We start from the raw sequence: 17,098 nt of genomic DNA on the forward strand, positions 1-17,098 counted from the left end.
GAGGCCGCGGCCGGCGAGGTCGCGGAGCGGATCGCCGGGCTCTTCACCGCCGCCGGGCTGGACGCCGCCGACGACCCGCTGCGGGACGCGGCGGTGGCCGTGGAGCGCGCCGAGGCGGAGCTGCGCCGGCTGGAGGAACGCCGGGAGCAGGCCGCCGAGCTGCACGAGCAGCGGGCCGGGCACGAGCGCGAGGCCCGGGTCGCCCGGGCCCTCGCGGGGCACCTGCGGGCCAACAACTTCGAGCGCTGGCTGCTGGCCGAGGCGTTGGACCTGCTGGTCGACGGCGCATCGCGGATCCTGCGCGAGCTCTCCAACGGCCAGTACGACCTGGTGCACGACAAGGGCGAGTTCTTCGTCGTCGACCACCACGACGCCGGGCTGCGTCGGGGCGTCCGCACGCTCTCGGGCGGGGAGACGTTCCAGGCGTCACTGGCGCTGGCCCTCGCGCTGTCCGAGCAGCTCGCCGGGATGTCCACCACGGCGGCCAGCCTGGAGTCGATCGTCCTGGACGAGGGTTTCGGCACCCTCGACGCGGCCACCCTGGACACCGTCGCGGCCACCCTGGAAAATCTGGCCGCCCGGGGCGACCGGATGGTCGGCGTGGTCACCCACGTGCCGGCGCTCGCCGAGCGGATCCCGCTCCGGTTCGAGGTCCGCAAGGACGCCCGTACCGCCCGGGTGGAACGGACCGGCCTGTGAGGGGTACGACGTGACCCGGTTCTACGTCGACGCGTGGGACCCGGCGTACGGGGCGTCGTTCGAGGCGGCCGGCGGGGGCGGGCCGGCGGCGCCGAGCAGCGCCCAGGTCGACGCCGACGTCGAGCTGCCGGCCGCCGACTGGCGGGCCGTCGGGCCCCGGTCGGACCTGGCCGCCCCGGACGTGGTGCTGCTGGTCGACGGGGTACGCCGGATCGACGCCAGCGTCTGGACGGCCGAGGACGACGGTGGCTCGTACCCGGGCATCGCCGCCTCGTACGCGGCCGGGGTGGTCCGCTGCGACCTGGACCGCGGCGCGGCGGAACTGGCCGGCGCGAGGGTGGGCCGGGGCCTCTTCACCGCCAGCCCGTCCGCGCAGGACGTGGTGGCCGGCGCGATCCGCTACCCGGTGCACCGGGTCGGCGGCAGCGGTGAGCTGAGCAAGCTGCCGGCCGCGGTGCAGGGGCCGCTGACCGCGCTGGAGGTGGCCGTCTCCGACGCGGTACGCACCGACGGCGACCTGCTGGTGGTGGACGGGCCGCTACGCAGCCGCCGCAACCTGCCCCGCACCCTCGGCTACATCAAGACCCAGCACAGCCAGTACCTCGACGCCCGGCTCACGGCGGTGGTCACCGGGCTCGCGCCCGGCCAGCGCTGCCCGGTGTTCCGGCTGGGCACCGCGTGGGGCGGCTACTCGTGGTACCTGCGGCTGCCGGTGAGCGGCGGGGCGCCCTGGGCGGGCATCGTCCGGATGGAGTGCTCGGCCGAGCTGACCGAGGCCGAGGCGATCGGGCTGGCGGACCTGTCCCTGGTCACCCTCCCCCGGTTCGCCTCCAGCCCGTACAAGGACCCGCGCGCGCCGCAGAACCTGATCCCGATCGCCGGCCTGGAACGCCGGCTGCGCGGGCTGCTCGGCGACGCCCGCCTGCTGCACCGGGTGCTGACCGGCGCGGCCCGGGCGGGCCGCGGCTGATGGGCCGCCGGCGCGACGCCGACCGGGTGGTCGAGCAGGTCGACACCGGGCGGGCCGAGCTGGTGCCGGACCCGGACCGGGCGGGCTCCTGGACGCTGCTGCTCGACGGCGCCCCGCAGTCGCACGTGGACCTCACCGATCCGACGCACCTGGAGTTCGAGTACGTCCGCCGGCTGGCCGCCGCGCTCGACCTGGTCGCCCCGCCCGGTGCCCCGCTGCGGGTGCTGCACCTGGGCGGCGGCGCGCTGACCCTGCCCCGGTACGTGGCGGCGACCCGCCCCGGCTCCACCCAGCGGGTGTCCGAGGTGGACGGCGCGCTGGTGGAACTCGTGCGCCGGGCGCTGCCCTGGCCGAGCGACCCGCGGCTGCGGGTCCGGGTGGCGGACGCCCGGGCCACCCTGACGTCCAGCCGGGACGCCAGCTACGACGTGGTGGTGGCCGACGTGTTCGCCGGCGCCCGCACCCCGGCCCACCTGACCTCCGTGGAATACGCGGCGGAGGTGGCCCGGGTGCTCCGGCCCGGCGGGTCCTACCTGGCCAACGTCGCCGACGGTCCGCCGCTGCGACACGCCCGCGCCCAGGTCGCCACGGTGCGTACGGTGCTGCCCCGGGCCTGCCTGGTCGGCGACGCGGCGGTGCTGCGCGGCCGGCGCTACGGCAACCTGGTGCTGGTCGCGTCCCGGGTCGAGCCGCCGGTGCCGGAGTTGACCCGGCGCGCCGCCGGGGACTGGTTCCCCGGCCGGGTGCTGGCTGGTGACGAGTTGGACCGGTTCGCCGGGGGCGCCCCGGTGGTCCACGACGCCGACGCCACCGACTCGACCCCGCCGCCGCCCGGAATTTTTTCCGTGCGGCGTTGATCCGCTCGGCGGATCGCTCCGTATCACCGGGCGGCCACGCCCGTGGGGGGCCGGCTGATGTCATTGGACACCCGGAGGTCTGCATGCATGCGGTGGCGGCCGGCTGGCACGGCGAGGTGGCGAGGCCCGAGTGGATGTTCGCCCGGGCGCAGCCCCAGTCGCGCGCGTCCAGGTCGGGCCGTGGGGTCGACGCCCGGCCCGGGGATCGCCAGAATGACCCGGTGACGCCGCGACCGGCGCCCGGGCGCCACGCGGCGTCCACCGAGGCCAGTCACTCCGACCAGCTGATCCGGCTGCTCTACGCGGAGCACGCGGGGCCGCTGCTGATGTTCGTGATGCGGCTGACCGGCGGTGACCGGCAGCGCGCCGAGGACATCGTGCAGGAGACGCTGCTGCGGGCCTGGCGCAACGCGCACCGGCTGGGCACCCAGGGCCAGGGCTCGTTGCGGCCGTGGCTGGTCACGGTGGCCCGGCGCATCGCCATCGACGAGCACCGCAGCGAGCAGGCCCGCCCGGCGGAGACGTACGACCGGGACCTGACCGCGTTCGCCGAGGCGGACAGCACGGACCGGGTGCTGCGCACCATGACCGTGGCCGACGCGCTGCGTACGCTGAGCCAGTCCCACCGGGAGATCCTGGTGGCCACGTACTTCCGGGGGCGTACCGTGCCCGAGGCGGCCGAGGAGCTGGGCCTTCCGCTCGGCACCGCGAAGTCGCGGGTCTACTACGCGCTGCGCGCGCTGCGCACGGCTCTGCAGGAAAGGGGGGTGACGGAATGAGCCGGGCAGATCACATGGACGTGGCCGCGTACGCGCTCGGCGTGCTGGACACGCAGGACGCGGAGCGGTTCGAGGAGCACCTCGCGACCTGCTGGGCGTGCGCCGCGGAGCTGGAGACGATGGTCCCGGTGGTGGGGCTGCTCTCCGGCATCGACGGCGAGACGATGATGGCGCTGGAGCAGACCCACACGGATCCCGCGCTGCTGGACCGGACGTTGATGGCGGTCCGCCGGGACCGGCGGCGGACCCGGCTGCGGCAGGTCTTCGCCACCGCGGCGGCCGTGGTGGCCTTCGGCGCGCTGAGCGGGGTCGGCTTCGCCACGGTGTTCCACGACGACCGGCAGTTCCAGCAGGCCGACCCGGCGCCGACCGTGCCCACCACGGCGCCCGCGCCGGAGCCGAAGTCGTCAGGGCCGGGGATCGGTGACCCCGCCGGGGTCGAGGGCGAGCAGCACGACGCCACCGATCCGGGCACCGGCGTGAACACCACCATGTTCCTGGTCGGCAAGGAGTACGGCACCGAGATCAACGTGCGGCTCACCAAGCTGCCCGGCCCGCGTACCTGCCGGCTGCTGGTGGTCCGGAAGAACAACACCAGCGAGGTGGTCTCCACCTGGTCGGTCCCGGGCGGCGGGTACGGGACGAGCACCAACCAGCTGCCCTTGGAGCTGACCGCGTCCACCGCCGCCGCCCGCGACGACATCGCGAAGATCCAGGTGCAGTCGGTCGACGCGAACGGCATCGCCACCCCGCTGGTGACGGTGGCCGACCTCTGATCCGCGGGAACCCCGGCGCCGGGCAGCGACACCGCCCGGCGCCGTTCCGGCATGTCCGGACGCGGACGCCCCGACGTGTCCCCCCACGCGGCGGCGGCCGGAACGGTTCAACGAGTCCACTGTGAAATGGACCACCCTTTCCTCTTCAACCTTGACAGCCGCGGCAGCCGTACTACTCGGCGAACTGCCAAGACAGAGGAGGGCACGTGGCACACCTGAAGCGGACGACCGTCATCGTCGCGAGCGCGATGGTCGCACTAACGGCCTGCGCGCCCGCGGGCTACGACGGGGCGAACTCGAGCGCGGCCGAGCCGGTCGCCGTCGCCGCGGCCGAACCCACCGCGGCGGCCGAGCCGGAGGCCTCCGCGACCGCGGACGCCCCCAGCGCCGACAAGGGCGCTCCCCCGGCCGACGTGCAGCTCACCGACCAGCTGATCGGCAAGAAGGTCCCCCGGATGGGCAACGTCGTCACCGACCAGGACGGCTGGGTCCTCTACCGCTTCGACAAGGACTCGGCCGACCCGCCGCAGTCCAACTGCGTCGACAAGTGCGCCCAGGTCTGGCCGCCGGCGCTGACCGACGGCAACGCGCAGTTGCAGGGCGTCGCGGACGAGAAGGTCGGCACGGTCACCCGCCAGGACGGCACCCGGCAGCTCACCATCGGCGGCTGGCCGGTCTACCGCTACATCGGGGACAAGAAGCCCGGCCAGTGGAAGGGCCAGGGCGTCGGCGGCACCTGGTTCGTCGTCGACCAGAACGGCAAGAAGAACCTCACCTGCGTGCCGACCGGCACCCCGAAGGCGGTCGCCCCGCCGGCCACCGGCGACTCGGGCGGCTCGGACGGCGGCGGCTACTCCTACTGACGCCAAGCGGGACACGGTGGCCGGTCGCAGCCGGGGAGGGCGCGGCCGGCCACCGGCATGATCGGGACCGCCCGGCACACCGGCGTCCCACCGCGCCACGAGGGCGGGGTTCCCCGCCGGGGCGCGCGGGTGGCCTGCGCCCCACCCGGACGCACAGGTTCCGGTACTGTTCCGGCCGCGACCGCGTTGTGTGCGGCCGGAACGGGGAAGGAACGCCTGTTGACGACGCTCATCACCCTGGTCGTGGCCATCGTGCCCGGGGCTCTGCTCGGCTTCGCCCTCCCGCCGGGACGCTACCGGTGGGCCGTCTGGGCGGCCGCTCCCGCGCTGACCCTCGGCCTGATCGCGCTGGCGATGGCGTGGCTGCCCGCGCTCGGGCTGCCGGACAGCGCCTCGGCGGTGCTCGTCGTGGAGCTGCTCGTCGCCGGCACCGCGGTCCTGCTCTCCCGGCTGGTGGCCCGGCGGGCGGTCGGCCGCCGGGCACCGGCCGCCGAGCCCGCGGCCGAGGAGGGCGACCGGCGCTCACTGACGTCCCGGTTCCGGGTACGGCCCGTCCTGCCGCGCCGCGCGGACCTGATCGGCGTGGCCGTGCCCTCGGTGATCAGCGTGGCCTACGGCTGGGCGATGGTGGGGCGGCTCGTCGCCATTCCCGGCTGGGACGCGATGAACCACGGCTACCTGGCCCGGCGCATCCTCGACGCCAACAGCGTCGAGATCAGCTCGGTGTGCAGTTCCGGGTCGACCGACCCGATCGTCTCCTGCGAGTTCTATCCCCTGGCGGAGAACGTCGCCTGGGCGCAGGCGACCCACCTGTCCGGCGGGTTGCTGAGCGCCACGATGACCGCGTGGGCGACCGTCGTCGGGCCGCTCGCCCTGGTCGCCGGCATCTACGCCGCGGTCCGGGTGCTCCGCGGGGGACCGGTGATCGCCGCCGCCGCGGCCACCGCCCCGGTCTTCCTGGGCCCGATGTGGGCCTCGCTACTCACCGGCCGGGTGAACGAGCAGACCGCGCCCTGCTTGGCCGGTGGGGTCGCCCTGCTGATCGCGCTCACCCTGCGCGGCCCGCACCCGGTACGGCTCGGACTGCTGGCCGGTCTCGCCTCCGCCGGCATCGTGATGATGCACTCGTACGACGTCCTCTTCGTCGGCGTGCTCGCGTTCGGCCTGCTCCTGCTGGTGCCGGGGGCGCTGACCTGGCGCCGCGGCGCGGCGGGCCTGGGCGCGGCCGCGGTCGCCGGCCTCGTCCCGCTCCTGCCCCTGCTCGAGGTCATCCTGGGGGCCAACGGTGAGCGGATTAGTGACCCGCCGATCCTGCTCGGGCAGTGGGGCAAGGCGTTCGAGTTCTGGGTCACCGATCCGCAGCGCTACGTGCTGCTCGGCTACCCGCTGCCGGGTGACGACCGCTTCCAGCTCAGCGTGCCGACCGTGCAGATCGGTCTCTGGAGCACCATGGCCTGCCTGCTCGCGTCCCCGCTGTCGCTGGTGCTGCCGCAGCTGCGCTGGGCGCGGCCGTGGCTGCTGGCCGGCGTCGTGTTCACGCTGATCGGGATCTTCACCGTCGCCTCCAGCTCGGCGCCCGCACGGATCCTGGCCAGCCTCTGGTACGGCGATCCGGAACGACCCCGTTCGATGATCTTCCCGGTCTACGGGGTGCTCACCGTGGCGGGCGCGGTCGTTCTCGGGCTGGGCATCCAGTGGCTGCTGGTACGGCTGGTCGCCCGCGCCCGTACGTTGCGGGGGTCCGCCGTACCCGCCGCGGTGGCGGCGTCGGTCGTGGTGCTGAGCCTGACGTCGCTCGCCCTGGTGTCGGACACGTGGCGTCCGCTGCGCAAGGAGATGGTGCGGCGGGCGCCGGTCGGGCCGGAGTACACCCGGGCCTTCACCTGGCTGGCCGAGCACACCCCGCCGGGCAAGGTGGTCGCGTACGACCGGAACCGGCAGTTCATGAGCTGGTCCTACGCCGACTACGGCACGCCCACCCTGTTCGGCATCCCGCCGCTGGAGAAGGCGGCGCGAAACAACTACACGGACCGTTGGCGGGCGTTCAACTGGCTGGTCAACAACAAGAAGGCGCCGAGGAACCAGGGCTGCACGGTGCGCCGGTTCGGCATCGAGTACCTGGTGGTGGGCGGCCGTGACTACCAGGGCTGGGATGCGAACTACCAGCAGCGGCGGCTCGACGCCAGCGAGCGGCTGACCCTGGTCCACCGGGAGGGCCACGTGCGGATCTACCAGGTCACCGACGCGGGCCGGGCCTGCTCGTCCGCCCCGTGACATTCGCTTCACGACCGGCCCGGGGCCGGCGACCCCGGCCGACGAGCCACGAACGGGCAAATCGGGAATGAGATTGCTTGCCCGATGTAGTCCGAACGGACAGCAACGCCAGGGTGAGGAGCGGGTGTCCAGGTCACGACCACACTGGTACCTTTCCGCTGCACGGCCGAGCCGGCCGTGGAATGCGGCATGTCCGTAGCACCGAGGTGACGACGTCGACCGTTTCATCGGTCCACATGAACGGAACGAGGGCAAGGCGTGGGAGGCAGGGTGGTCGCCGGCCTTTTCTGGTCGGTACGGGGTGGTCCGGCCTGCGGGTGCGTACGCATCGCGGGTGAAGCGGCGGGGCGCCGGAACGGCGGCCGACGCTGATGGTGCGTGCGTACCGTGTGGTGCCGAAGGCGTACCGCCAGCGGCTCATCCAACTCGTGCCGCCCGAGCGGCAGCTCTGGCTCGTCCGTCGGCTGACCCGGGTCGCCGCGCGCCGGCCCCGGACCGCGCCCGGTGAGCTTCGCCGGGTCCGCGACGTCGGCGGTCTCCAGGTGCAGGCGCGGGTCGTCGAGGAGGCCACCCCGCTGGCCGTCCGGCAGCGCAACGTCGACCTGGTGACCCGGGTGCTCGACGACGCTGGCATCGACAGCTTCCACATCCGGCACGCCGACGACCTGCGCAGCGCGATCGCCGTGCCGCACCGGCACAAGGCGCAGGTGCTCCAGGCGCTCCGGCGGGCCGCGTCGGGCGACGACGTGACCCTGCGGTACATCGGCGCCGACGGCCGCGAGGTCGGCCCCGAGCACCGCGACGCGATCGCGCAGGTCTTCCACGCGGTCACCGACCCGTTCGGCCACACCGTCCTCGGCAGCGCCTTCGCCTGCGAGGTCGAGTTCTGGCGGACGGTGTCGCCGACGGACCGGCCGGGGACGGAGCTCGTGGCCCCACGCGGGAACCCGGTCGCGGCGACCCTGCCGGAGACGGGCGAGACGGTGCAGGTGCCGGCGTCCCGGCTCAGCCGCTTCGTGCCGGCCGGCGGGCCCGCCACCTGCCGCACCCGCGCCGAGTTCGCCGGCCTCGGGTACGAGCACGTCACCTTCCCCATCGACGTCGTCTACACCTGGGTGGACGGTGACGACAGCGACTGGCAGACCCGGAAGAACGCCGCCCTGCGCGAGCACGGAGCGGCCGAGATCAACGTCGTCGGCGCGCACGCCTCCCGCTACGCCAGCCGCGACGAACTCCGCTACTCCCTGCGCTCGGTGGTGTCGTTCGCACCCTGGGTCCGGCAGATCTACCTGGTGACCGACGACCAGATCCCGCCGTGGCTGGACGTCGAACACCCGATGGTGCGGGTGGTGCGCCACCGCGAGATCTTCGGTGCCACCGGCCGGCTGCCGACCTTCAACTCGCACGCCATCGAGTCCCGGCTGCACCTCATCCCGGGCCTCAGCGAGCACTTCATCTACGTCAACGACGACATGCTCTTCGGGCGCCCGCTGCTCCCGACGACGTTCTTCCACGCGAACGGCATCGCCAAGTTCTTCCCGTCGCCGGCCCAGCTGGACGTCGGCCCGGCGACCGTCCACGACGCACCGGTGACCGCGGCCGGCAAGAACAACCGCCGGCACATCGAGGACCGGTTCGGGCGCACCATCACGCAGAAGATGCGGCACGTCCCGTACCCGCTGCGGCGGAGCGTGCTGGAGGACATCGAGCGGCAGCTGCCGGCCGAGGTGCTGGACACCGCCGGCCACCAGTTCCGGCACCCCAGGGACCTGTCGATTCCCTCCTCGCTGCAGCACTACTGGTCGTTCCTGTCGGGTCAGGCGGTGCCCGGGTCGATCAGGTACACGTACGCCGACCTCGCCGACCCGTCCACCCCGGTGAAGCTCGCCACCCTGCTGGCCAAGCGGCACTGCGACGTGTTCTGCCTCAACGACACCGACTCCGGTGAGGTGCCCCTCGCCGAACAGCACGCCATGCTCTCCGACTTCCTGTCGGCGTACTTCCCGTTCCGGGCGCCGTTCGAGCTCCCGGCCGAGGTCGAGGCGGAACGGGCGCGGATGACGGCGACGGCACGGGCGGCGGCGTACCTCCCGGAGGCCGCCACGGTCCCCGGCCAGCCGGCGGGCGGAACCGACAGCGTGACCGACCAACCCGAGCGGGTCCGATGAGCCCCGGCAACCGCCTGACGCAGCCCCGCCTGCTGCAGGCGATGTACGGTGCCCGCCGCCGGGCCGGTCTGGTCACCGACCGGCTCGTCGAGCGGGTAACCCGGCTACGCCACGACTCGATCGCCGGACTGCCGCCGGCCGACTGCGACTTCTTCGCCGTACTCGACGGGCGCACGCTGCACGTGCACGCGGTGCTGCCGGCCGGCGTGGAACCGGCCGACCGGGCCGAGCTCTTCTTCGTGCGCGAGGGCCAGACGCTCCGCTGCCCGGCGACGCTCCGCCCGGAGGGCGACCGGCTCGCCGTGGCGGCGGTGGCCCGCCTCGGCGCCGACGCCGACGAGGTTCCGCTGGACAAGGGCACCTGGTCGGTGGGGCTCGCGGTGGCCGCCGGCGCCGAAGGCGAGCGCCACTTCTCCCTGCGGGTCGACGAGGCCGCCGACCGGGACGGCCCGACCGTGGCCAACCCGCCGCACCCGGTGTCCGGGTGGCTGTACCGGCCGGGCCGCGGCGGCAACGGTCTCGCGCAGCTCACCGTCACCGGCGCGCGGGCCAGGGCCGAGGTGGTCAAGCTCGCGACCGGCCGCGTGGACGCCCGGATCCGGGCCCGGTTCGTCGGCGTACGGCCGCAGGACGCGCCGGTGGTGGTCTTCACGCCGCGCGGCGGTGGCACCGACGTCATCGTGCCCGTCGAGCCGGCCGGCGAGCAGTTCGAGTTCGTCGTACCCCTCGCCGAACTGGTGCCGGACCAGCCGGGTGAGGAGGTCATCTGGGAAGCCTGGGTGCGCACCTCCGCCACCCGGATGGTCCGGCTCGGCCGGTTCCTGCACGACCTCACCGACCCGCGTACGGTCCTGCGGGTCAGCCGGGCCGTCCTGCCCCTGCACGGCGACCAGTTCGTCGGTTACCGCCCCTACTACACCGCGGCGGGCAACCTGGCGGTCGCCTGCCTCCGCTTCACACGTTTCACGGGGACACCGAGTTGAAGATCACATTCCTCCTGTTGACCGCGGACGCCATGGGCGGCACGGAGCGCGCCATCCTCACCCAGGCCGACCATCTCGCGCGGCGGCACACGGTCGAGGTCATCAGCGTCTACCGCACCAGCCACGAGAGCTTCTTCCAGGCCGACAAGCGGGTACGGATGCGGTACCTCGTCGACCTGACCGGCCCGACGCCGCGACCGACCCGGCCGACGGACGTCGACGGCGAGGCGTACGCCGCCCTGCACCGCAGCCCCAGCCGGTTGATGCCGGCCCGGTGGGAGAAGCAGGGCAGCCGCCTGGCCGACCTGGAGATCGACCGGGCGCTGCGGTCGCTCGAGACCGATGTGCTCGTCTCCTCCTCGCCGGCGCTGATGGCCATGGCCACCACGCTGGCGCCGCCGTCCGTGGTGACGGTGCACCAGGAGCACCGGCCGTCGCAGTTGCGGGGCGGGACGGGCGAGCCGCTGTTCCAGTTCGCGCCCCGACTGGACGCGCTGGTGGTGCTCACCGACCGCACCCGGGACTGGTTCGTCGACACCTTCGCCTCGTCCTGCCCGCGGATCGAGGTCATCCCGAACAGCATCCCCGACGGGTTCCGCCCCCGGTCCACCCTGCGCAACCCGATCGTCAGCGTGGCGGGTCGCATGGTGCCGGAGAAGCGCATCGACCACGCCATCCGCGCGTTCCGCACGGTCGCCGACGCGTACCCGGACTGGACGCTGCGGATCTTCGGCGACGGTCCGCTGCTGTCGGAGATGCGGAACCTCGCCGCCGACCTCGGCCTGACGGACAACGTCCAGGTGCTCGGCCCGAGCAGCCGGATGGTCGAGGAGTGGTCCAAGACCAGCATCGCGCTGCTCTCCTCGCGCGACGGGGAGGCGCTCCCGCTGGTGCTGCTGGAGGCGTTCGCGGCCGGCGTGCCCGCGGTGGCGTACGACATCCAGACCGGCCCCGCCGAGATCATCACCCACGGTGAGAACGGTTTCCTGGTCAGCTCGGGCGACATCGACGGGCTGGCCGAGGCGATGATGAAGCTCATCGCGGACGAGCGCCTGCGGCAGGACTTCGGGGCCAGCGCCCTGCGCGCCGCCGAGGACTACCGCATCGATCCGATCACGGAGCGCTGGGAGCAGCTCTACGAGGAGCTGATCGCCACGCGCGCCGACGCCGAGCAGGCGCGTGCCGACCGGCTCGCCGCATGGATCGGACGCACCGGCGGATCCGGCTTCGCTCCCGCCGCACCCCGTCCCTCCCAGGTGACCAGCGGGCCGGACGTGGCGGCCATCGAGGGACGGATCCAGGAGACCGTCCCGGGGCTGGTCCGCTCCGGCGGTCGCCTGAGCGTCGTCCGGGACGACCTGACGCCCGCCGATGCCGCCTACGCCAATTTCGCGGCGGTGACCGATCTCCTCCGGCGGCGGGACATCCCCTACTGGGTGGCGCGCGACCACGGCGTCCGGCACCGGGTGGTCGTCGCCCTGGAGCACCGCGAGGCGGTGCTCGCCGCGCTGGCGGAGGAGTTCGCCACCGCGCCCTGCTACGCCGAGACCCTCGCCCCGGGCGCCAAGGTCACGGCGGTGACCCTGGCCGCGTGCCTGGCCGCCGAGAGCCGGGCCGCCGAGGCCGCCGGCCTGCGGCTGTTCCAGCCGGTGGTCTCCTCGTCGCGGACCCTGCGGTACGGGCCCGCGCTCGGCTGCGACGTGGAATTCTGGACCCCGTCGCCGGACGGCTCGGCGCTGGTCGCCACCCGCACCACGCTGCTCGGCCCGAGCGTCCCGACGGCCGCCATGACGCCGGCCACCCTGACCGTGCGGGGACGGGAACACCCGACCATCGAGCCCTTCACCCATCGGCTGGTGTCCGACCTGGACTTCCCGATCGACGTGGTCTACACCTGGGTGGACGGTGACGACCCGCGGTGGCTCGCCGCCAAGAACCAGGTCCTCGCCGAGCTGGGCCGGGAGCCGCTCGCCGCGGCGGACGGCTCGGCCCGGTTCCGGGATCGCGACGAGCTGCGCTACTCGCTGCGCTCCATCGACATGTACGCGCCGTGGGCGCGCAACATCTACGTGGTGACGGCCGGGCAGACGCCGGCCTGGCTCGACACCGACCACCCCCGGATCACCGTCGTGGACCACCGCGCGCTGTTCGACGGACGCGGCACCCTGCCCACGTTCAACTCGCACGCCATCGAGTCGCAGCTGCACCACATCGACGGCCTCGCCGAACACTTCGTCTACTTCAACGACGACTTCTTCCTTGGCCGTCCGGTCAATCCGACGCTGTTCTTCCACCCGACCGGGCTGAGCAAGTTCTTCCTCTCCCCGACGCCGATCCCGATGCTCGACGTCGAGGAGGAGGACGACTTCAACTTCAGCGCGGCGAAGAACAACCGTCGGCTGATCCGGAACGCCTACGGTCGTACGCTGACCCACGGCCTGCTGCACGCCCCGTACCCGATGCGCCGCAGCGTCGCCCACGACCTGGACCGGCAGTTCGCCGACGAGGTGAAGCTCACCGCCGCGTCCCAGCTGCGGGCCCACTCCGACGTCTCGGTCGCCTCCTCGCTGCACCACTACTTCGGCTACCTCACCGGGCGCGCCGTGCCGGGCAGCATCCGGATGAGTTACGTGAACACCGGTGAGCCGCTGGAGCATCCGCAGCTGACCCAGATCCTGACCACCCGGGGCTACGACTCGTTCTGCCTGAACGACACCCATCACGGCAAGCTCGACGCCGAGGAGCAGGGCCGGACGGTCATGACCTTCCTGGAGAGCTACTTCCCGGTGGCCAGTCAGTTCGAGCGGGGCAGCGCCCGCAACCGGGCCCGCTGAGCGGATCGAGGCCCCCGGGCACCGGTCAATCCCGGTGCTCGGGGGCCTCGCCGTCGCTGAGCCGCCGTCGCTAAGCCGGTGGGAGGTCCGGCTGCGCACGGCCCTCCCGTTCGTCCTGGGTCCGGCCGGCGGCGATCCGCATCGAGGGCAGCGTGGGCGCGTCCAGGCGCGGACCGACCCGCAGCGCGGGCGCGCTCTGGTCGTCCGCCCGCCGCACCGCCTGAATGGTGGGTGTGGTCGGGGCGTCGATCTGCCGGCTGTGCCGGTCCACCCCGAGCGACTGCCGCCAGAGGGCGCTCGCGCCGAGCTTCCGGCGCTCGGCGACCACGTCGTCGGGCAGCTCGAACGGCGCGGGGAACGGGAAGTAGCGCGGCAGGAAGTCGGCCAGCATGCGCTCCTGCTCCCCGAACGTCGCCGGGTCGGAGTCCGTGTCGTTCAGGCAGAAGACGTCGCGGTGCCGGTGGGTCAGCAGCTCGGCGAGGCGGGCCGGGGTCGACGGGTGGCCGAGGTCGGCGTACTCGTACTCGATGTCGCCCGGCACCGCCTGCGCGGTCAGATAGGCCCAGTACTGGTACAGCGACGACGGGATGGACAGGTCCCGGTAGTGGCGGAACGGGTGGCTGGCCGTCTCGGTCACATCCGCCTGCAGTACCTGCTCGATCTGGTACATGATGCTGCGCCGCAACGCGAACGGGGTGTGCTTCATCTTCTGGGTGATGGTGACGCCGAACTGCCGCTGGATGTGCCGGCGGTTGTTCTTTCCGGCGGCCTTCACCGGCGCGTCGCCGGGCGTCGCCTCACCGAGGCCGAACTGCGCCGGGGAGAGAAAGAACTTGGCGATCCCGTTGGCGTGGAAGAAGTGGGTGGGCAGCAGCGGCCGGCCCAGGAACACGTCGTCGTTGAAGTAGAGGAAGTGCTCGGCGAGGCTCGGGATCCGGTGCAGCCGGGCCTCGATGGCGTGCGAGTTGAACGACGACCGCGCGCCGAGGTCGGCGAACAGTTCGGCGTGCGTGACCACCGTGACCATCGGATGCGTCGGATCCAGCCAGCTCGGCAGCTGGCCGTCGGTGACCAGGAAGATCCTGCGGACCCAGGGCGCGAAGTTGTGCAGCGACCGCATCGTGTACCGCAGCTCGTCCCGGTTGTGGTAGCGCGAGGAGTTGGCGGCCACCGCGTGCCGTGCCTCGGGCGAGGCCAGCGCGCCCATCTTGCGGTGCAGCCACTCCGGGTCCGAGCCGTCCACCCAGGTGAAGACGGCGTCGATGGGGAAGCCCACCCGGTCCGGCGCCCGGACGGTCAGGTCCCGGCGCGTGCGGTACGTGTGGTCGTCCGCCTCGGGTACGAAGTGGCTGAGCAGCGCGGCGGCGACCCGGACCGGTTCCGCCCGGGCCGGTGCCTCGTCGACCACCGCGTTGTGCCGGGGCGCGCGGACCACGTCGTCCACCCGCGTCCAGAACTCGATCTCGCAGGCGAACTGGGCGCCCAGGACCACCCCGGCCCGGACGTCGGTCACCGGGAACCACACCTGGATGACCTCGGTGGGCCCCAGGTCGGGCTGGTTCCTTCCGGGCCGCACCTCGACGACCCGGACGTGCGCACCGGCCAGCGCGGGTGCGGAGCGGACCAGCCGCAGCACCTCGGCCCGCCGGTTGTCGAGCACCGCGACCGAGCTGCGCAGGTAGTCGTCGTTGCGCAGGCAGTGGTGGTCGATCCCGGCCGCCGCCAGGACGCCGGTGACCGCGGTCAGGTTGCGATGCCACATCTCCAGCGGCGTCGCCGCGGCGACCACCTCGGCCTCGGTCCGTACGCCGCCGTCGTCGACGGTCACCCGCGAGCCCAGCCGGTGAACCTTGTCGCCGCCGGTGGGGCGGGTGAGGTTGCGCACGAGGCGGAGCCGCCGGTGCTCGGGCAGCAGGTGGATCAGTTGGCGCCGCATCCCCGCCGGAAGCATGCGGTACACCTTGAGCGCGATCATGCGAGCGGCCCGTCAGTGCTGACGGCCGCGGCGTTCCGGGCCATGCTTCAGCGCCGGTCGGGCGAGGCTGGCAGCAACCGAGCCGGCATCCGGATACACCCTGCGTCAGCACGCATCGCTGTCAGCCCTTCCCGCTTCTCCCCGTGGCCGGCCGGGGCATCCAGGTCCGCCGGGCCAAGCGCTCGCCGCGGCAACCGTTGGATGTCTTCGGGTGCCGGCAGGCGAGACATTAGCAGCGGGTTCAGCCCAGAAACACCCGTTGTTCACTCTCTGCAGAACATGGCGATCCGTTGTGCACCATTTGTTGGGTAATTCTTGGTTGTCCTTGAGCAAGTGCAGCTGTTCGGATGAGACATCGACACCAGGTCGGCTGATCGTCCCGGCCCCGACGTCTGATCGCGCCGCCCGGAGCCGCAGCCGCGGCAGCTCTGTCCCACGTGGCAGAGTGTCGGGGTGACCGCCCCCGCCGCCCGCCGTACGCTGCGCCCGCCGGCCGGCTACCGGCTGGCCGCGTCGGTGCGCGGGCTCACCTTCAGCCCGTACGACCCGTGCGCGCGGATCGCCGCCGGCACGTTCTGGTGGGCCACCCGCACCCCGGCCGGACCGGCCACCCTGGCGCTGCGACCCGAGGCGGGCGAGCTGATCGCCGAGGGCTACGGCCCCGGCGCGGACTGGGTCGTCGACCGGGCCGACGCGGTGGCCGGGCTCCGCGACCACCTGGCCGGCTTCGCCGAACTCGCGGCGGCGCATCCGCTCATCGCCCGGCTGGCCCGGGAACACCACGGGCTGCGGATGCCGGCCACCGGGCTGGTCTTCCCCCGGGTGCTGCGGGCCGTCCTCGAACAGAAGGTCACCGGCAAGGAGGCGTACCGCGCGTACGCCGCGACCGTCCGGCACTTCCGCGAGCCGGCGCCCGGTCCGCTGCAACCGCTGCTGCTGCCGCCCGAGCCCGCGGCGGTGGCGGCCACGCCGTACTGGGTCTTCCACCCGTTCGGGGTGGAGCAGCGCCGGGCCGACACGCTGCGTCGCGCGGCGGCCGTCGCGGACCGGCTGGAACGCTGCGCCGACGCCGCGGAGGCCACCCGGCGGCTCACCGCGATCCCCGGCGTCGGCCCGTGGACCGCCGCCGAGGTGGTCCGCGTCGCGTACGGCGATCCGGACGCGGTCAGCGTCGGCGACTACCACATTCCCAACACGGTGGCCTGGGCGCTCGCCGGCGAACCGCGCGGCGACGACGCCCGGATGCTGGCCCTGCTGGAACCGTTCCGGGGCCACCGGGGGCGGGTCTGCCTGCTGCTGGAGGCCGCCGGCATCCAGGCGCCCCGGTACGGCCCCCGGGCGACCATCCGCTCCTTCGCCGCCTACTGACCGGCGCAGATCCGGCGCAGGGTGCGCCCCAGCCACCAGGCGTACCCGGCCTCGACGGCCCGGGTGACCGGCCCGGCGACGCGGACGTACCAGCGGGCCGGCCGGCTGAACGCGGTCACCTCGAAGAAGACCCCGTCGGCCGCGCGGCGCACCAGGAACGCCTCCTCGCCGATCTCCGGGTGCCCGGGCAACGTGCCGTACCCGAAGCCGGCCCGGTCCGGCTCGTCCAGCGCCCAGACCACCTCGGTGGGCCCCCAGATCCGCAGCGGCCCGACACCCAGGCCCGGGGTGACCCGCACGCCGGCGTCGGCGCGCGGCGCGGCGGTGCGCATCACCACGCCCGCCGCGCGGTGCAGCCGCCAGCCGAGCACCGCGTCCGCCGCGGCCGGGAAGCAGCCGTCCGGCAGCCGGACCCGGTGGCGCAGGTGGTGGTAGCCGGCCGGCAGGCGTCCGTCGCGGGTCGCCCCCACCTCGGGGTACGTCAGCTCGGGCACGACCACCTCCACGCGCGGGGACACCGCCAGCGTACGGCCGGGGCGGGCGGGCCGCCCG

13 protein-coding genes are annotated in these 17,098 nt (G+C 73.5%); 11 read left to right on the forward strand and 2 right to left on the reverse strand.

Annotation, left to right across the window (positions count from 1 at the left end):
• From EFE23_RS00865 to EFE23_RS00910, 10 genes are all read left to right on the forward strand, one after another.
• Positions 1-699 (forward strand): SbcC/MukB-like Walker B domain-containing protein (locus EFE23_RS00865; RefSeq protein ID WP_305034340.1); only part of this gene is annotated, 699 nt, incomplete at its 5' end.
• 10 nt (positions 700-709) lie between these two features.
• A complete protein-coding gene (locus tag EFE23_RS00870) occupies positions 710-1,669 on the forward strand; it encodes a hypothetical protein (RefSeq protein ID WP_123238925.1) in 960 nt (319 codons plus the stop codon).
• The gene (locus tag EFE23_RS00875; RefSeq protein WP_123238926.1) at positions 1,669-2,526 is read left to right on the forward strand and encodes a spermidine synthase; all 858 of its coding nucleotides are present in this window, start codon (positions 1,669-1,671) and stop codon (positions 2,524-2,526) included. The genes EFE23_RS00870 and EFE23_RS00875 overlap by 1 nt, the downstream gene beginning before the upstream one ends.
• A gap of 83 nt (positions 2,527-2,609) precedes the next feature.
• Positions 2,610-3,305 (forward strand): sigma-70 family RNA polymerase sigma factor, encoded by a 696-nt coding sequence (locus EFE23_RS00880; protein ID WP_123238927.1) that lies wholly within the window; start codon positions 2,610-2,612, stop codon positions 3,303-3,305.
• Positions 3,302-4,081, forward strand: a complete 780-nt coding sequence (locus EFE23_RS00885; RefSeq protein WP_123238928.1) for an anti-sigma factor family protein — start codon at positions 3,302-3,304, stop codon at positions 4,079-4,081. The genes EFE23_RS00880 and EFE23_RS00885 overlap by 4 nt, the downstream gene beginning before the upstream one ends.
• 206 nt (positions 4,082-4,287) lie before the next feature.
• Positions 4,288-4,944 (forward strand): hypothetical protein, encoded by a 657-nt coding sequence (locus EFE23_RS00890; protein WP_123238929.1) that lies wholly within the window; start codon positions 4,288-4,290, stop codon positions 4,942-4,944.
• Positions 4,945-5,163: 219 nt separating this feature from the next.
• Positions 5,164-7,218 carry a DUF6541 family protein gene (locus EFE23_RS00895; RefSeq protein ID WP_123238930.1) on the forward strand — a complete coding sequence of 685 codons (2,055 nt, stop codon included), beginning with the start codon at positions 5,164-5,166 and terminating at the stop codon, positions 7,216-7,218.
• Between the two features lie 371 nt (positions 7,219-7,589).
• Positions 7,590-9,386: a stealth family protein gene (locus tag EFE23_RS00900; protein WP_123238931.1), complete on the forward strand. Its 1,797-nt coding sequence runs from the start codon at positions 7,590-7,592 to the stop codon at positions 9,384-9,386.
• On the forward strand, positions 9,383-10,369 hold the full coding sequence (locus tag EFE23_RS00905) for a hypothetical protein (RefSeq protein WP_123238932.1): 987 nt from the start codon (positions 9,383-9,385) through the stop codon (positions 10,367-10,369). Before EFE23_RS00900 ends, EFE23_RS00905 begins: the two co-directional genes overlap by 4 nt.
• A gap of 17 nt (positions 10,370-10,386) precedes the next feature.
• Entirely contained in the window at positions 10,387-13,203 is a 2,817-nt protein-coding gene (locus tag EFE23_RS00910; protein ID WP_233600803.1) for a stealth family protein, read from the forward strand.
• Between the two features lie 70 nt (positions 13,204-13,273).
• On the opposite strand, the gene EFE23_RS00915 is transcribed toward EFE23_RS00910, so the two are convergent.
• Entirely contained in the window at positions 13,274-15,154 is a 1,881-nt protein-coding gene (locus EFE23_RS00915; protein WP_158675819.1) for a stealth family protein, read from the reverse strand.
• A 477-nt stretch (positions 15,155-15,631) separates the two neighbouring features.
• Here EFE23_RS00915 and EFE23_RS00920 point away from each other — a divergent pair, with 477 nt between their 5' ends.
• Entirely contained in the window at positions 15,632-16,546 is a 915-nt protein-coding gene (locus EFE23_RS00920; RefSeq protein WP_123238935.1) for a DNA-3-methyladenine glycosylase family protein, read from the forward strand.
• On the opposite strand, the gene EFE23_RS00925 is transcribed toward EFE23_RS00920, so the two are convergent.
• The gene (locus EFE23_RS00925; protein ID WP_233600804.1) at positions 16,540-17,064 is read right to left on the reverse strand and encodes a DUF1990 domain-containing protein; all 525 of its coding nucleotides are present in this window, start codon (positions 17,062-17,064) and stop codon (positions 16,540-16,542) included. The genes EFE23_RS00920 and EFE23_RS00925 overlap by 7 nt on opposite strands.
• Positions 17,065-17,098: the final 34 nt, after the last annotated feature.

Source organism: Micromonospora solifontis (assembly GCF_003725545.1).
Lineage (GTDB): Bacteria > Actinomycetota > Actinomycetes > Mycobacteriales > Micromonosporaceae > Micromonospora > Micromonospora solifontis.

Excerpts from the sequence above, each read along its gene's own strand:
- EFE23_RS00875 (WP_123238926.1), top strand. The coding sequence starts at position 1,669 with ATGGGCCGCCGGCGCGACGCCGACCGGGTGGTCGAGCAGGTCGACACC.
- EFE23_RS00885 (WP_123238928.1), top strand. The coding sequence starts at position 3,302 with ATGAGCCGGGCAGATCACATGGACGTGGCCGCGTACGCGCTCGGCGTG.
- EFE23_RS00880 (WP_123238927.1), top strand. The coding sequence starts at position 2,610 with ATGCATGCGGTGGCGGCCGGCTGGCACGGCGAGGTGGCGAGGCCCGAG.
- EFE23_RS00905 (WP_123238932.1), top strand. The coding sequence starts at position 9,383 with ATGAGCCCCGGCAACCGCCTGACGCAGCCCCGCCTGCTGCAGGCGATG.
- EFE23_RS00915 (WP_158675819.1), bottom strand. The coding sequence starts at position 15,154 with ATGCTTCCGGCGGGGATGCGGCGCCAACTGATCCACCTGCTGCCCGAG.
- EFE23_RS00900 (WP_123238931.1), top strand. The coding sequence starts at position 7,590 with ATGGTGCGTGCGTACCGTGTGGTGCCGAAGGCGTACCGCCAGCGGCTC.